The organism is Microbacterium sp. WHRI 7836 (assembly GCF_040223885.2).
GTDB classification, from domain to species: domain Bacteria; phylum Actinomycetota; class Actinomycetes; order Actinomycetales; family Microbacteriaceae; genus Microbacterium; species Microbacterium oxydans.
In genome coordinates this window covers 1,688,984-1,703,477 of sequence record NZ_CP168171.1, presented here as the reverse complement: position 1 = coordinate 1,703,477, position 14,494 = coordinate 1,688,984, and the positions used below count along the sequence as shown (strand labels likewise).

The window sequence follows — 14,494 nt, the reverse complement described above, 5'->3', positions numbered from 1 at the left end:
GCGAACACGCGCAGAGTGGGCGGACGACCATGGTGTGGCGGAGATCCTAGGATGGAGGCATGACGCTTCCCGTGCTCTCGCACACCACCGATCAGTTCCCCGGAAGCGCTGCAGATGCCGCAGTGCTCATCGTCGCCGCTCTCCCCGATTCGGCGGAGTCGCTGGCCGGCTACCCCGGACTCGCCGATGCGCTGGCCGGCGTCGGATTCACCGGTTCGGTCGGATCGTTCACCCGCGTGTTCGTCCCCGAGGTGACGTCTTCGCCGTTCGCGGTGGTCGGCGTCGGCAGCTCGCCGGACGCTGCTGCCGTGCGCAACGCGGCAGGTACGGCGCTGCGCACGCTCACCGGCTTCGAGCACGTCGCCGTGGCTCTCGCCGACGGCCTCGAGTCGTTCGCCGCTGCGGCGGCCGAAGGTGCGGTGCTCGGCGGGCACAAGTTCGACGGCTACCGCACGGAGAAGGGCAAGGGGCGCGCCACGTCGATCACGCTCCATGCCGCGGTCGACGACGATGACGTCGAATACGCACAGGTCCTGGGAGACGCGGTAGCGCTCATCAAGGATCTCGTGAACGTGCCCGCAGAGTGGCAGAGTCCGGCACAGCTCGCGCAGAGCGCCGCCGACAGCGTGGCCGACCTCGACGTCACGGTCGAGATCCTCGACGAGAAGGCTCTTGCCGAGCAGGGCTTCGGCGGCATCCTCGGCGTCGGTCAGGGGTCGGATCGCCCTCCGCGTCTCGTCCGTCTCGACTACTCCCCCGCCGACGCCTCACGGCACATCGCCCTGGTCGGTAAGGGCATCACGTTCGACACCGGTGGCCTTTCCCTGAAGCCGGCTGCCTCGATGGTCGGCATGAAGTTCGACATGGCCGGCGCGGCGACCTCTCTCGCCGCGATCCGCGCCATCGCCACACTGGGCCTCCCGGTCCGCGTGACCGCGTGGCTGTGCATCACCGACAACATGCCGTCGGGGCGCGCGCTGCGCCCTGGCGATGTCATCCGCATCCTCGACGGGACCACCGTCGAGGTCCAGAACACCGACGCCGAGGGGCGACTCGTGCTCGCCGACGGTCTCGTCGCCGCGAGCCGTGAGAACCCGGACGTCATCATCGATGTGGCGACTCTCACCGGCGCCATCGTCGCCGCGCTGGGCCACCGGCACACCGGCGTCTTCGGCGACGTCGACACTGTTTCCTCGTTCATGTCGGCGACCGCTCAGGTCGACGAGCCGGCGTGGCACATGCCGCTGCCGGACTACATGGAGGAGTCGCTCGAGTCCCCCATCGCCGACCTGCAGAACGCGAACATGGGCGACAGGATGGGCGGTGCGTCCTACGCAGGCCTGTTCCTGCGCCGCTTCGTCGGTCGCACCTCTGACGCCGAGGACGCCCCGCGCATCCCGTGGGTGCACCTCGACATCGCGGGATCCGGCGAACACGCCGGCGCCCCGTACGGCTTCACCGAGAAGGGCCCAACGGGGGCGATGGTCCGATCGATCGTCGCCTTCGCCGCAGCATCCCACACGGAGGCATGACCTATGACAACCCACACCTTCGACATCGTCGTCCTGGGCGGCGGCAGCGGCGGTTATGCCGCGGCGTTGCGCGCGAGTGAGCTCGGCAAGTCCGTCGCGCTGATCGAGAAGGACAAGGTCGGCGGAACCTGCCTGCACCGGGGATGCATACCGACCAAAGCGCTGCTGCATGCCGCAGAGGTGGCCGAGCACGTGCGCGACGCCGCGTCCGTCGGCGTCACCGCGAGCCTGGAGGGCATCGATCCGGCGGGGGTGCGCACGTACCGCGAAGGCATCGTCGCCAAGAAGTTCAAGGGACTGGAGGGGCTGGTCAAGGCGCGTGGGATCACCACCGTCAGCGGACTCGGCCGCCTGAACCCCGACCACAGCGTCAGCGTCGGAGACGACGTGTACGTGGGCACGGACGTCGTGCTCGCGACCGGCTCGTACAGCCGCTCGCTTCCCGGCTTGGAGATCGGCGGGCGGATCCTCACGAGCGAGCAGGCACTCGCCCTCGACGTGATCCCCGAGCGCGTACTGATCCTCGGCGGCGGCGTGATCGGGGTCGAGTTCGCGAGCGTGTGGCGGTCGTTCGGCTCCGAGGTCACGATCATCGAGGCTCTGCCGCACCTCGTCCCGAACGAGGACATCGCTCTCAGCAAGGGTCTGGAGCGTGCGTTCCGGCGCCGCGGCATCCAGTACTCCCTCGGAACCCGATTCCAGGGTGCGGTCCAGGATGAGACATCCGTCACCGTGACCCTCGAAGACGGCAAGGAGTTCACGGCCGACTACCTCCTCGTGGCCGTAGGGCGCGGTCCGGTCACCTCCGACCTCGGATTCGAGGAGGCTGGCGTGACGCTCGACCGCGGTTTCGTGACCGTCGATGACAACCTGCGCACCGGAGTCCCTGGCGTGTGGGCGGTCGGAGACATCGTGCCCGGTCTGCAGCTCGCACATCGCGGATTCCAACAGGGCATCGCCGTCGCCGAGCGCATCGCGGGGCTGTCCCCCGTGAACATCCCCGACTCGCAGATCCCCAAGGTCACGTACTCGAGCCCGGAGGTCGCTTCGGTCGGGGTGACCGAAGAGGCAGCGGTCGCCGCACACGGTGCCGACGCGGTCATCGCCTACGAGTACAACCTCGCCGGCAACGGCAAGAGCGAGATCATCGGGACGGGCGGGCTCGTGAAAGTAGTCCGCCTCAAGGACGGCCCCGTCGTCGGCGTCCACCTGCTCGGCGACCGCGTCGGCGAGCTCATCACGGAAGGACAGCTCGCCGTCGCCTGGGAGGCGCACCCGGAGGACATCGCGCCCCTGATCCACGCCCACCCGACCCAGAGCGAGGCCCTCGGGGAAGCCTTCCTCGCCCTGGCCGGCAAGCCCCTGCACGCCCTCTGAGCACCAACCGGTGCCCGAGTCACTAAGCTAGACAAGCGTCATACAACTTCTTGAAGGAGACTCAGTCATGAGCACATCCGTCGTCCTCCCCGCTCTCGGCGAGAGCGTCACAGAGGGTACGGTCACCCGCTGGCTCAAGCAGGTGGGAGACACCGTGCAGGCGGACGAGGGCCTGCTCGAGATCTCGACCGACAAGGTCGACACCGAGATCCCCTCCCCCGTCAGCGGCGTGATCGAGGAGATCCTCGTGGCCGAAGACGAGACCGTCGAGGTCGGCGCGCTCCTCGCGCGCATCGGCGACGGCAGCGGAGCGGCTCCCGCCGCAGACGCGCCCGCAGCCGCGGCACCTGAAGCCGAGGCCGCACCCGCCGAGGCTGCCCCCGCGCAGGCCGCACCTGCGGAGAACGCCGCTCCGGCTGCTCCCGCACCGTCGGCAGAAGCACCGGCGCCCGCCGCAGAGGCCGCTCCTGCCGCACCCGCGGGCGACGCCACCGACATCGTGCTCCCCGAGCTGGGCGAGAGCGTCACCGAGGGCACCGTCACCCGGTGGCTCAAGCAGGTCGGCGACAGCGTCGCCGTAGACGAGGCTCTTCTGGAGATCTCCACCGACAAGGTCGACACCGAGATCCCGTCGCCGGTTGCCGGTGTGGTTCAGGAGATCGTGGCCGGCGAGGACGAGACGGTCGCAGTCGGCGCCGTGCTCGCACGCGTCGGCTCCGGCGCTGCCCCCGCCGCTGAGACCCCGGCTCCCGCGCCCGCAGCCGAGGCACCCGCTGCGCCTGCGGCTCCCGCGCCCGCCCCCGCAGCCGAAGCGCCCGCTGCTCCGGCTCCTGCCGCCGCTCCGGCTCCTGCCGCCGCTGCGGCTGCTCCGGCTCCCGCCGCTGCGACGCCAGCCGAGGCGAAGCTCGCGCTCCCGACCGAGAGCGACAACCTCTACGTCACACCGCTCGTGCGTCGTCTGGCCTCCCAGCAGGGAGTGGACCTGGCTTCCGTCACCGGAACCGGTGTCGGCGGTCGCATCCGCAAGGAAGATGTCCTGAAGGCTGCGGAGACGGCGGCGGCAGCGCCCGCCGCCGCGGCTCCTGCTGCTCCCGCGCCGCTCGAGGTCTCGCCGTTGCGCGGCACGACACAGCCGATGTCGCGGCTTCGCAAGGTCCTCGCGAAGCGTGCCGTCGAGTCGATGCAGCAGACGGCCCAGCTGACCACGGTCGTCGAGGTCGATGTCACCGCACTCGCCGACTACCGCGACAGCGTGAAGGCTTCTTTCCTCGAGAAGACGGGTGACAAGCTCTCCTTCCTGCCGTTCTTCGCGCTCGCAACCGCAGAAGCGCTGCAGGCGTTCCCGATCGTGAACGCGACGGTCGACGGCGAGAACATCGTCTACCCGGCCAGCGAGAACGTCTCGATCGCCGTCGACACCGAGCGTGGACTGCTCACGCCGGTGCTGCGCGACGCCGCCTCGAAGAACATCGCGCAGATCGCGCACGAGATCGCCGATCTGGCTGCTCGCACCCGCGACAACAAGCTGAAGCCCGACGAGCTGGCCGGCGGAACTTTCACGCTGACCAACACGGGCTCCCGCGGCGCACTGTTCGACACGCCTGTGGTCTTCCTCCCGCAGTCGGCGATCCTGGGCACCGGTACCGTCGTCAAGCGCCCCGGACTCGTCAAGGTGGGCGGCGCGGATGCGATCGCCGTCCGGTCCTACGTGTACCTCGCGCTGTCCTACGACCACCGGATCATCGACGGCGCAGACGCGGCACGCTTCCTCGGCGCCGTGAAGGCCCGCCTCGAGGCTGCGCAGTTCGCCGCTCAGCTCGGAGCCTGACCGACACGAGTCACCCTGGCTGATCCGCGACGTCATAGACGTCGCGGATCAGCCATTTCTCGTCTGTGCGGAAAAGGACGACGATGGTCTCGTCCGAGGACGCGGCGTCGGCCATCCCCGCATCGCTCTCGGGGATCGCACGCAATCGCATGACCGCCACGTCGCCGTACGCATCGACCAGCTCGGGTGCCGTCGGAACGCGGGTCTTCGCGCTGAGCGCATCGACGATCCCCTCCGCATTCCCGGCCACGGCGCTCTGACACGCGCCGTCTCCATCGGCGCTGCACTGCGCGATGATCCGCAGGAGCGCTGACAGCGCCGCGACGGGATCGTCGGCCGCAGCAGACCTCGGCTGCGTGGCCTCGCTCTCCGCAACATCCGTCGCACGGGGCGTCGGGACGTCGGACGCCTCCCCGGAGGATGCCGGCGCCGGTGTGTCCGTGTTGCCGGGCGCGCCACGGGCGCTTGTCTCCGACTCACCACCGGGAAGGAGCAGTCCTCCCACCAGCACAGCCGCTGCGGCGCCTCCCGCGATGGCAAGGGAACGCAGACGGACCTTCGAACGAGCCGTCGATCGCTCGCGTCCCCTCCTCGGCCGTGTGGATCGTCGGTGAGGATGTTGCGCCCCTCTCTCCGAGCGCGCGCGCAGCTCGATGATCGCCTTCTGCACCACGTCGACGATCGCGCTGATGGCGCGGGTGCGACCCGCGTCCCGATGGCGGACCCGGTCCGCGCGCAGGAGCGGCGCTCTCTCCCGAGCCACGGCGACGCGGGGACCGACCGCCCGAGCGACATCCCGAGCCCGCTCCGGGGTGTGGAACTCGCGCCGGAGAGGCTGCGGCGCAGCGACGTCGAGCACCATGGTCTCCCATGCCTCCGTGAGCTTGCGAGGCAGACGCGGCTGAGCGAGAGTCTTGTGCAGCCCCTCTCCGATGCCCGACAGGGCGCGACGGACCACCTTGTCCGCGGTCTGATCGCCGAGAAGCTCGACGAGCTCCACCACACCGGCCCTGACATCGGCGCCCTCCCCGATGACGAAGACAGGCCGCCCACCGTCGGTGAGCCACCACGTGCCCGTGTGCACCCCATCGATCCCTTCCCCCAACTCGTCGAGTCCACGAAGGAGGCTGACGACGAGAGTGCTGATCTCCCCCGCAGTGATGCCCGATCCCGCTGCCTCTCGACGGCCCAGGTATCCGCGCACCCGATCCGTGCACCACGGGAGCAACGCGTCGTGACCATCCCGGCGCCGGCTGACGTCGATGGGAGCGGCGATGTGTTCCGTCCCCGAGTAGCGCCATCCCGCCCATCCGACGAGGCGCGCGACATCCACTCTGACGACCACCTCATCGCCGTGGGTCACGAGCGTGCCCGAGAAGGGCCCCTCCGCGGGATCGAGCGTGCGCACCACACGGTGCGCCCGCGGAACGAGCGGCGTTCCTCGACCGTCGTCGATCGCGATGTCTTCCATTCCTCCATCTCACCGCGGAGATCCTCCCGGAAGCCGCCAGGGCGGAGCGTCGGGACGGATCCCCTCTGATGCCTCTGCAGTGCAGGAGGAGTGGAATCCGGCCGCTCCGCTCCACGCGAACGCCGACATCACGAGGTCGTCAGACTCGGTAGGCTGGTGCTCATGGCAAAGCGTGCTCCTGAACCCGAAAAGCGTCCTGGGTTCTTCTCCCAGATCAAGTCCCTCTTCCGGTTCACACGTGAGGCCTACTCCTGGCTGCCGTGGGCACAGGCTGCGATCCTCATCGGCGGCGTCCTGCTCGGGCTCGTCGCGGGTTATCTGATCCCTCCCTTCCAGGTATGGACGCTCGTCCTGTGGGGCATCACGGGTCTGATGCTCGGCATCCTCGGCGCCCTGTTCCTGATGACGCGGCTCTCGACCTCTGCCATGTACAGCAAGATCGACGGCATGCCCGGTGCGACCGGCCACGTGCTGAGCACCAGCCTTGGTCGCAGTTGGCAGGCCTCGGAGACTCCCGTCGGCATCAACCCGAAGACGCAGGAAGCTGTCTACCGCACCATCGGCCGCGGCGGCATCGTCATCGTCGGCGAAGGCGCACGCGGACGACTGACCCGTCTCGTGAACGAGGAGCGCAGCAAGGCCCAGCGCGTCGCGCACGGCGTCCCGGTCACCGTTCTGTACGTCGGACACGGTGACGACGAAGTCGCGATCGCCGACCTCTCGAAGACGATCAAGAAGCTCCCCAAGGCGATCGACAAGGCGACGATGGCCGCGGTCATCCGTCGCGTCGACTCGGTGTCGCAGTCGCTTTCCTCGCTGCCGATCCCGAAGGGCATCGACCCGACGAAGGTGCGCTCTCAGCGTCCGCGCTGATCGCACGCACCGCACGACTCAAGAGCGCGGCCGTCCTCCTTCGAGGACGGCCGCGCTCTCTCCTTCACTCGGAGAGCGGCTGCCGAGGCAGACGACGGACTTTCGCCCGACGACGCCGACGTTCCGGGACCATCGATCGCATCTCGTCGAGCTTGCCGAAGCAGAACAGCCGGTCGTCGGCTTCGAGCACGACGTGCTTGCGGGGATTCGGGATCACGCTGACGCCGCGGTGCAGCGTGAGGACCGTGATGTCCCGCTCCCACAGTCCCGCCTCGCCCAACGTCTTCCCGACCAGGTCGACCGCACCGTGCACCATGAGCTCGGCGACACCGTAGCCCGTCGAGACCGTGAGACGCTGGCGCACGTCGATCTCCGGAAAAGCGACCTGCCCCGCGATGTAGTCGATGATGGCACCAGCGACATCGAGCTTCGTCGCGGTCTCGATGCCCTGGAGTCCCGGCGAGGAGTTGACCTCCATGACCAGCGGACCGTCTTCGCCCTCGAGCATGTCGACACCCGCGACCCGCAGGCCCATGATCTGCGCCGAGCGCACCGCCGCGCGCTCGTAGACGGGATCGAGTTCGACCGCCTCGACGGACCCTCCTCGGTGCACGTTCGATCGGAACTCGTCACCGGCAGCGGAACGTCGCATCGCGGCGACGACGCGGTCGCCGACGACCAGCGCTCTGATGTCGCGTCCGCGGCTCTCCGCGATGAACTTCTGGATCAGCACGTTCTGCTTGGTCGAGTGCAGGGTCTCGATGATCGCCTCGGCGACCTTCACCTGCGGAGCGAGGATCACCCCGATTCCCTGGGTGCCCTCGAGCAGCTTGATGACGACCGGGGCTCCGCCGACCCGTTCGATCGCCGGTCGCACATCCGCACGGTTGCGCACGAAGGCCGTCGGCGGCATCGCGATGTTGTGGCGCGAGAGGATCTGATTCGCGCGGAGCTTGTCACGGGCGCTCGAGATGCCGTTGGCGGTGTTCGGCGTGTAGACGTCCATCTGCTCGAACTGACGCACGACGGCCGTGCCGAAGTAGGTGATCGAGTTCCCGATGCGAGGGAGGATCGCGTCGTAGTCGCTGAGCTGTCGTCCTCGGTAATGCAGGTCCGGTTCATCGGCCGTGAGGTCGATGGCGAAGCGCAGCGTGTTGAGCACCTTGACGTTGTGCCCTCGCTGGAGCGCGGCTGCACGCAGACGCTGGGTGGAGTACGCCTGCGGCGCGCGGGAGAGCACTGCGATCTTCACGGGGGGTTTTTCCTGCCAGGATGTATCAGGTGAGTAGGACTACCCCCCATTCAAACACCCTTACGGGGTGGCGAGAATGGGTGAGCCTGCCCGATCTCGGGGTGGATTGGCTGAAGGCCAAGATCGACACGGGTGCGCGCACCTCATCGCTGCACGCTTTCGACATCGTGGAGTTCGAGCAGGACGACGAGCCCTGGGTCCGTTTCAAGGTCAAACCCTGGCAGGACAGCCAGGAGGACGCGGTCGTGGTCGAGTGCCCGATCCACGACCGTCGTGCAGTGCGGAGTTCGTCAGGGCATGCCCAGGAGCGGCTCGTGGTCGAGCTTCTGATCCGGCTCGTGGATCGCGAAGTGCTCGCGGAGGTCACGCTGAGCAACCGTGACGAGATGGGCTTCCGCATGCTCATCGGGCGTGAAGCCCTGCGCCGCGGCTACATCGTCGACCCCGCCCGTTCCTTCCTCGGCGGACGAGCACCGCGCGAGGCGCGTCGGCGCAACCGCGGCCGCGACTGACTCCGTCGGGCGGAGCCGTCGGGCGGAGCCGTCAGGTGCGGATGAGAACCGTGCCGACCGCCTTGTCGTGCAGACCGCGCTGGTCGGCGTCCCAGATCACGGCGGGTACGACGACCACGAGCAGGAGCGTGCGGACGATCGGGCGCCACAGCCCGACCCAGCTCCCGTCGAGACGGGCGAGACGCATGCCGAGGATGCGGTGCCCCGGGCTGCCGCCTGCGGTCGGGATGAAGACGATCTGCAGCACGGCGAACACCAGCATCGGGGCGAACTGGGTCAGACCCGCTTCCGTCGGCAGGGCGAACTGATTGAACCCGAGGAATCCGGTGGCGATGATCGTCGCCGCCGTGTAATCGATCAGAAGGGCGCCGATCCGGCGGCCGGGACGGGCGATGCTCCCCGAACCGGATTCGGGGAGTCCGAGTCGTTCACCGGGGTACGCGTTCACTGCATCCGTCACTCCCCCAGCCTACCGAGCGTGAAATGACGTGCTGACGCCCTCACGCTCGTAACACGCCCGAAACAAAGCGGATACCGTAGAGAAATCCCCCGTCCGTACTCTGCAGAGTGGCCGTGAAGCCATCGATCCGCATTACAGGAGTCGTACATGTTCAAAGATTCGTCCGAGGTACTGACCTACATCAAGGAGAACGACGTCAAGTTCCTTGACATCCGTTTCACCGACCTCCCGGGTGTACAGCAGCACTTCAACATTCCTGCATCGACGGTCGACGAGGCTTTCTTCACCGACGGTCAGCTGTTCGACGGCTCCTCGATCCGCGGCTTCGCGAGCATCCATGAGTCCGACATGCAGCTCATCCCCGACGTCACGACGGCGTACGTCGACCCGTTCCGCGAGGCGAGCACGCTCGTCATGCTCTTCGACATCTACAACCCGCGCACCGGCGAGATCTACTCCAAGGACCCGCGTCAGGTCGCCAAGAAGGCCGAGAAGTACCTGGCCTCGACCGGCATCGCCGACACCGCGTTCTTCGCCCCCGAGGCCGAGTTCTACATCTTCGACGACGTCCGCTACAACGTCACCTCGAACTCCAGCTTCTACAGCGTCGACTCCGAAGAGGGCGCCTGGAACACCGGTCGCGAGGAGGAGGGCGGCAACCTCGGGAACAAGACCCCCTACAAGGGCGGGTACTTCCCGGTCAGCCCGGTCGACAAGACGGCCGACCTCCGTGACGACATCACCCTCAAGCTGATCGACGCCGGTTTCATCCTCGAGCGCTCGCACCACGAGGTCGGCACGGGCGGCCAGCAGGAGATCAACTACCGCTTCGACACCATGGTGCACGCGGCTGACGACATCCTGAAGTTCAAGTACATCGTCAAGAACACGGCCGAGGAGTGGGGCAAGGTCGCGACCTTCATGCCCAAGCCCCTCTACGGTGACAACGGCTCGGGAATGCACACGCACCAGTCGCTGTGGAACGACGGCAAGCCGCTGTTCTACGACGAGGCCGGCTACGGCCAGCTCAGCGACATCGCGCGCTGGTACATCGGCGGCATCCTGGCGCACGCGCCCGCCCTGCTCGCCTTCACCAACCCGACGCTGAACAGCTACCACCGTCTGGTCAAGGGCTTCGAGGCTCCCGTCAACCTGGTCTACTCGGCCGGCAACCGCTCCGCCGCGATCCGTATCCCGATCACGGGCTCGAACCCGAAGGCGAAGCGCATCGAGTTCCGCGCACCGGATGCTTCGGGCAACCCCTACCTCGCCTTCGCCGCGCAGCTCATGGCAGGCCTCGACGGAATCAAGAACCGCATCGAGCCGCACGAGCCGGTCGACAAGGACCTCTACGAGCTTCCCCCCGAGGAGGCCAAGGACATCCCGCAGGTCCCGAACTCGCTGCTCGACTCGCTGGACGCCCTGGCTGCCGACCACCAGTTCCTCCTCGAGGGCGGCGTGTTCACCAAGGAGCTCATCGAGACCTGGATCTCCTACAAGTACGAGAACGAGATCCTGCCGATGGCGCAGCGTCCGCACCCGTTCGAGTACGAGCTGTACTTCGGCGTCTGATCGCCCTTTCGAAGCGACGACGAACGCCCGCCAGGGTCCTCCTGGCGGGCGTTCGTCGTGATCCCGGACGACATCACGCGGTGCGGACGATCGCCGGGGGCTCGTAGGTCCCGTTCAGCACCGCCTCCCCCGGGATGTACATGCGGATGATCGGCCGGAACTCTCCGGACGGCGTCGGCAGCCAGTTGGCCCGCGCCAGGGGGTCCTCGGGTGCGGAATGGCTCATGGTGATGGTCAGCGAGCCGTCGTCTCCATAGACGATTCCCGGCGTCCGGTCCCCGAGGGAATATCGGTCGATCGGGTTGTCCACCAGGAAGAACTCCGGCAACGAGTACATCGTCACGGACCAGAACGCGCCGACCGGGGGCGGCGGCGCGAGGTGGAGGGTGTAGTTCCTCTCCCCGGTGAGCTGCTCCCCGCGATCGTCGACGTACGTCATGATGTACGCCGCCTCGTAGCCGTGATTGCCCCAGAGCCCCGCCTTGGCCGATCCTGCTCGCAGAGCCAGGCGCTGAAGCCCCTCGGGTGCTTTCCACTGAGGGTCATCCAGTGCACCGATCTGGAAGAAGTCGAGGTTGTAGTCGAACACATGCAGAGTCATCTGCCAGCCGTTGATCACGGGAGCGGATCCGGACTGAAGGATCGCATCGAGCGCAGCGCTTCCCTCCGCGAACGCATCCTCGAGACGGGCCACGGCGGTCTCGCCGAGTCCGCCGACCGGAGCCTCGCCGGTGATCCCGAGTTCGACGAACGTGGCCTCGAGCGCACGGTCTCGCGCCGCGCCGGGGAAGGCCCGCGACCACACGCGGAACTGCTCCCAGAAGTCCAGAGCCTCGGATCCCTGCGGCGCGGCGTCGGGAAGCCCCTGTCCGGCAACTCCGGTCAGCGACATCGCGTCCTGCAGCGCGTGAACGGCCGGAAGATCAGCATCGCCGTCGACGGCCCAGCGACCGACGAGCGAGACGACATCCGTCGGCGCATCGATCTCGATGACGTCGGGGACGGCCTGCGTCTCGGACCGAGTCGACGGTCCCCGCAAGACCACGTCCTTCGCCCCTCCGCCTGTCGCACGGGTGCCCACGTACGCGAAGTTGTTCGTCCACGCATCGACGAACTGCATCACGTGATACCGGTCCCCCGCGTCCGGCAGATGCAGCCGTACGGGACCAGCGCTCAGATCGATCTGCGCGAAGGAGTACACCGTGTCGTTGTTGATCGAGACGAAGTCGTCGTCTGCGCTCGCGAGCGTGCGGGCGTGGGCGATGGCGTTGAGAGGGGTGGCCGCCATGGTGCCGATGCCGTTCTGCACCGAACGTCGAACCTGTCCGAGATTGAACACCAGCGGGAAGGCATACAGGTAGGCGGTGACGGCGAGGGCGTCGCGGTGGGGAGCGTGTTCGGTCATGGCTCATCTTCTCGTCGAACGAGGGGGCGCGCCAGTGCCCGTTCCCGGCTTGACCCGGTGGACTCGCGAGTGATCAACTGGTGAGTCTGAGCATCGACCGGGGGAACCATGCGCCGCAGAAGAGTCATCGTGAACACCGACGCACACACGCCGGTCGCCGCCGCACCGTCTCAGCCGTCGAACGCGGTCGTCGCATATGCGAGGACCAACCCGTTCATGTTCGGCCTGCTGGGCGCCCTCGGGGTGCTGGTCGCCCTGGCCATCGGCGGAGTGATCGGCCAGCTCGCGACCGTCTTCGTCTACATCGGAGTGGCGGTCTTCCTGGCCCTCGGCCTCGACCCGATCGTCTCGTTCATCGAGAAGAAGCTCCCGCGCGCCGCCGCCGTAGCCATCGTCGTCGCTGCTGTGCTCCTCGCGTTCGCCGGCATCATCCTCGCCATCGTCCCGCTCCTCGTGGAACAGGTCGGCAACCTGATCAAGGACGGGCCGAAGATGGTCGAGGACTTCATGGCCAGCGCCTGGTATAAGGACGTCAGCAGCCAGTTCGGCACCATCGACGACGCCGTTCAGGGCGTCCTCGGGTTCTTCAAGGATCCCAACAACTTCTTCGACATCGGCGGCGGCGTCTTCGCGGTCGGCGCCGGTATCGCCGGCGGGTTCACCGGTGTCACCATCGTCCTGATCCTGACGCTGTACTTCATGGCATCGCTGCACAGCATGAAGCACCTCGCGGCACGCTTCGTCCCGGCGTACCAGCGGGACACCTTCAGCGGCCTCCTCGAGGACGTCTCCGGGGCCGTGGGCCGCTATGTGATGGGCCAGGCCAGCCTTGCGCTGATCAACGGCATCCTGAGCCTGATCTTCCTCACCATCATCGGCGCGCCCGTTCCGGCGCTGCTCGCACTCATCGCCTTCATCGGGTCGATGATCCCGTTGGTGGGAACGCTGACGGCGTCGATCATCAACTCTCTGATCTGCCTCTTCGTCTCCCCCGTGACGGCGCTCATCGCGATCATCTACTACCTGATCTACATGCAGATCGAGGCCTACATCCTCTCACCGCGGATCATGAGCAAGGCCGTCGCGGTGCCGGGAGCGCTCGTCGTCATCGCCGCCGTCGCCGGCGGTGCACTCGGCGGTATCCTGGGAGCCCTCGTGGCGATCCCCGTCGCCGCGAGCATCATCATCATCGTGCAGAAGGTGACGTTCCCGGCCCAGGACAGGAAGATCGTCCCGCCGGCATCGGCGCGCTGATCACGGCTCCTGCCGGGGCGCCCTCAGCGGACGAGGAGAGCGCCGGCCTCGACGCGGACGTCGAATGCCGAGACCTCGCCCATCTCCTCGCCGTCGATCTCGAACACGAGAGGTGTCTTGAGCTCGACGGAGATGGTCTCCACCGGGAGGTGGCGTGCCGAGTCGGTGCTGACGGCCTCATCCGTCGCGCCGAACAGGCGACGGATGCCGTTGTCCCACACGAATGATCGCAGCGTATCGAGCCACTGCAGCGCGCCGTCGGCGCTGATCATCAGCACGTCGAGCTTGCCGTCGTCCAGCACGGCGTCCGGCAGCAGTCTGATGCCGCCCTGCACCATCCCGCAGTTGCCGATCAACATGGTGTGGCCCCGCACCGCGACGGCCTTCTCCCCGTCGATCGTGAGGGTGATGTCGGTCATCTCGGTACCGGCGAGAGCGCGTCCCATGGCCTCGACATAGGCGAGCCAGCCCGCCTTGGACTTGAGGTCGTCGTCGGTCTCCACCAGCATCTGGGCGTCGACCCCGAATCCGACCATCACGGCGAACGCGTGCTCGGTTCCGTCGTACGACACCCAGCCGAGGTCGATGCGACGGGGCTCGGCGTCGCGCACCCGCTCCAGTGCGGCCTTCACGTTGTTCAGCGGTACCTCGAGGTTCCGCGCGAGGAGGTTGCCGGTCCCCTGCGGGACGATCCCGAGCGCCGTCTCGGAACCCGCCAACGACTCGGCGACCGCGCGTACCGTGCCGTCTCCCCCGACGGCGACCACGATGTCGCGGCCGTCTTCACGCGCCTCGCGAGCCATGCCGCGACCCGGGTCCTCGGGGGTCGTCTCCCACCAGCGGATGTCGTACCCGTCGTCGAACACTTCGCTCACCGCGGCTTGCAGGACCTCCTGCTCGACCTTCGAAGGGTTCCAGACGATGCCGATTCGCGCGTTGGTCATATCGTCAGCTTGGG

General features: G+C 67.6%; 12 protein-coding genes. 7 read left to right on the top strand and 5 right to left on the bottom strand.

Going from position 1 to position 14,494, the window contains the following annotated elements:
- Positions 1–59: 59 nt before the first annotated feature.
- From ABRP18_RS08135 to sucB, 3 genes are all read left to right on the top strand, one after another.
- Complete coding sequence (locus tag ABRP18_RS08135) at positions 60–1,532, top strand: leucyl aminopeptidase (RefSeq protein WP_141369465.1); 1,473 nt, start codon at positions 60–62, stop codon at positions 1,530–1,532.
- A gap of 3 nt (positions 1,533–1,535) precedes the next feature.
- Positions 1,536–2,909 (top strand): dihydrolipoyl dehydrogenase, encoded by a 1,374-nt coding sequence (gene lpdA, locus ABRP18_RS08130; RefSeq protein ID WP_046747225.1) that lies wholly within the window; start codon positions 1,536–1,538, stop codon positions 2,907–2,909.
- Positions 2,910–2,976: 67 nt separating this feature from the next.
- Positions 2,977–4,737, top strand: coding sequence for a 2-oxoglutarate dehydrogenase, E2 component, dihydrolipoamide succinyltransferase (gene sucB, locus ABRP18_RS08125; RefSeq protein WP_349884468.1), 1,761 nt, complete (start codon positions 2,977–2,979; stop codon positions 4,735–4,737).
- 10 nt (positions 4,738–4,747) lie between these two features.
- Here sucB and ABRP18_RS08120 read toward each other — a convergent pair whose 3' ends face one another.
- A complete protein-coding gene (locus ABRP18_RS08120; RefSeq protein ID WP_349884467.1) occupies positions 4,748–6,208 on the bottom strand; it encodes a hypothetical protein in 1,461 nt (486 codons plus the stop codon).
- A gap of 162 nt (positions 6,209–6,370) precedes the next feature.
- Here ABRP18_RS08120 and ABRP18_RS08115 point away from each other — a divergent pair, with 162 nt between their 5' ends.
- Positions 6,371–7,081 carry a DUF4191 domain-containing protein gene (locus ABRP18_RS08115; RefSeq protein WP_046749091.1) on the top strand — a complete coding sequence of 237 codons (711 nt, stop codon included), beginning with the start codon at positions 6,371–6,373 and terminating at the stop codon, positions 7,079–7,081.
- 64 nt (positions 7,082–7,145) lie between these two features.
- Here the strand turns inward: ABRP18_RS08115 and ABRP18_RS08110 are convergent, their stop codons facing one another.
- On the bottom strand, positions 7,146–8,333 hold the full coding sequence (locus ABRP18_RS08110; protein WP_045264814.1) for a RimK family alpha-L-glutamate ligase: 1,188 nt from the start codon (positions 8,331–8,333) through the stop codon (positions 7,146–7,148).
- A gap of 20 nt (positions 8,334–8,353) precedes the next feature.
- Between ABRP18_RS08110 and ABRP18_RS08105 the strand changes: the two genes are divergently transcribed.
- Entirely contained in the window at positions 8,354–8,845 is a 492-nt protein-coding gene (locus ABRP18_RS08105) for an ATP-dependent zinc protease (RefSeq protein ID WP_171010949.1), read from the top strand.
- Between the two features lie 31 nt (positions 8,846–8,876).
- Here ABRP18_RS08105 and ABRP18_RS08100 read toward each other — a convergent pair whose 3' ends face one another.
- Positions 8,877–9,305 carry an RDD family protein gene (locus ABRP18_RS08100; protein WP_046749103.1) on the bottom strand — a complete coding sequence of 143 codons (429 nt, stop codon included), beginning with the start codon at positions 9,303–9,305 and terminating at the stop codon, positions 8,877–8,879.
- Positions 9,306–9,452: 147 nt separating this feature from the next.
- On the opposite strand from ABRP18_RS08100, the gene glnA reads away from it, so the two are divergent.
- Entirely contained in the window at positions 9,453–10,877 is a 1,425-nt protein-coding gene (gene glnA, locus ABRP18_RS08095; protein WP_046749104.1) for a type I glutamate--ammonia ligase, read from the top strand.
- 73 nt (positions 10,878–10,950) lie between these two features.
- Here the strand turns inward: glnA and ABRP18_RS08090 are convergent, their stop codons facing one another.
- The gene (locus ABRP18_RS08090) at positions 10,951–12,282 is read right to left on the bottom strand and encodes a DUF1254 domain-containing protein (RefSeq protein WP_349884466.1); all 1,332 of its coding nucleotides are present in this window, start codon (positions 12,280–12,282) and stop codon (positions 10,951–10,953) included.
- Positions 12,283–12,411: 129 nt separating this feature from the next.
- Here ABRP18_RS08090 and ABRP18_RS08085 point away from each other — a divergent pair, with 129 nt between their 5' ends.
- Complete coding sequence (locus ABRP18_RS08085) at positions 12,412–13,536, top strand: AI-2E family transporter (protein WP_349884465.1); 1,125 nt, start codon at positions 12,412–12,414, stop codon at positions 13,534–13,536.
- Between the two features lie 23 nt (positions 13,537–13,559).
- Here ABRP18_RS08085 and ABRP18_RS08080 read toward each other — a convergent pair whose 3' ends face one another.
- Positions 13,560–14,480, bottom strand: coding sequence for a diacylglycerol kinase family protein (locus ABRP18_RS08080; RefSeq protein ID WP_046749107.1), 921 nt, complete (start codon positions 14,478–14,480; stop codon positions 13,560–13,562).
- Positions 14,481–14,494: the final 14 nt, after the last annotated feature.

Bases quoted from the DNA above. Each gene is read 5' to 3' on its own strand.
- ABRP18_RS08135 (WP_141369465.1), top strand. From the start codon at position 60: ATGACGCTTCCCGTGCTCTCGCACACCACCGATCAGTTCCCCGGAAGC.
- lpdA (WP_046747225.1), top strand. From the start codon at position 1,536: ATGACAACCCACACCTTCGACATCGTCGTCCTGGGCGGCGGCAGCGGC.
- sucB (WP_349884468.1), top strand. From the start codon at position 2,977: ATGAGCACATCCGTCGTCCTCCCCGCTCTCGGCGAGAGCGTCACAGAG.
- ABRP18_RS08120 (WP_349884467.1), bottom strand. From the start codon at position 6,208: ATGGAAGACATCGCGATCGACGACGGTCGAGGAACGCCGCTCGTTCCG.
- ABRP18_RS08115 (WP_046749091.1), top strand. From the start codon at position 6,371: ATGGCAAAGCGTGCTCCTGAACCCGAAAAGCGTCCTGGGTTCTTCTCC.
- ABRP18_RS08105 (WP_171010949.1), top strand. From the start codon at position 8,354: ATGTATCAGGTGAGTAGGACTACCCCCCATTCAAACACCCTTACGGGG.
- glnA (WP_046749104.1), top strand. From the start codon at position 9,453: ATGTTCAAAGATTCGTCCGAGGTACTGACCTACATCAAGGAGAACGAC.
- ABRP18_RS08090 (WP_349884466.1), bottom strand. From the start codon at position 12,282: ATGACCGAACACGCTCCCCACCGCGACGCCCTCGCCGTCACCGCCTAC.
- ABRP18_RS08080 (WP_046749107.1), bottom strand. From the start codon at position 14,480: ATGACCAACGCGCGAATCGGCATCGTCTGGAACCCTTCGAAGGTCGAG.